This window comes from Neobacillus solisequens (assembly GCF_051233465.1).
In the GTDB taxonomy this organism is placed as follows: domain Bacteria; phylum Bacillota; class Bacilli; order Bacillales; family Cytobacillaceae; genus Neobacillus.
This window is the reverse complement of sequence record NZ_JBKFGJ010000046.1, coordinates 1-793: the sequence shown is the minus strand read 5'-3', so window position 1 is coordinate 793 and position 793 is coordinate 1. Positions and strand designations below refer to the sequence as shown.

Sequence of the window (793 nt, the reverse complement as noted above, 5' to 3'; positions counted from 1 at the left end):
TTCTTCCTACCTCGTTTGGTGATTTTCGTTTGCCCTTTATGCTTTCCTGAAGTGTTTTCCTTTAGGCTCAATCCAGCTAGCTTTATGATTTGTCTAGGGTGAGAATAATCTTGAAGATTTCCCACTTCCGCAAAGAAGCCGGCAACCGTATCTCTCCCTACTCCCTTAATAGCTAACATTTGTTGAACACCAGGGATATGTTCAATTAGGTTATCTATCTTCTTATCTAGTTCTACGAACTTCTCTTGTATCAAGTCATACTTATCAAGCAGTGTGGCCAGTTCTAATTTAGCCATACCAGCACCTTGCCGAAGTCCGATGGACTCTTTTGCTGCTTGTTTTAGCTCTATTATTTTGTTTAGTCCTACACTCCGACTAACTGCTTTTCGTAAATGATCCAATAAGTACTGATCAGTTAAATGAATCAGTTCATGTGGTAAGGCTCCTAGCTTTAGAAATTGCAAGGCTGCCTTTCCTTCCCAACTCTTAAAGACGGTTAAAAACTCAGGAAAATACCGATCTAGCCAGTTGTGAATCTGGCCTTGCACTGTTTGAAGGTCATCAGTTAAGAGATCACGTATTTTTTTCGCCACACGGAGTTCTGCATAAACACCTTGTGGAATCGTTGGTTCGGCGTATCTCCCATCCTTGACCAGCTGTGCGATGACTTTAGCGTCTTTCACATCGTTTTTTGTTGGTGAATTGTCGTCGAGTTCTTTACTTTTCTTTACATGTAGAGGATTCACAGCGACAAACTTTATATGATTCTCTTTAAGAATATGAGCTAGATTCA

General features: G+C 40.5%; 1 protein-coding gene. It reads right to left on the bottom strand.

Going from position 1 to position 793, the window contains the following annotated elements; translation table 11 throughout:
• The coding region (locus ACI3K6_RS23450; protein ID WP_435556729.1) for an IS110 family transposase at positions 1-793 on the bottom strand (793 nt) is incomplete at both ends.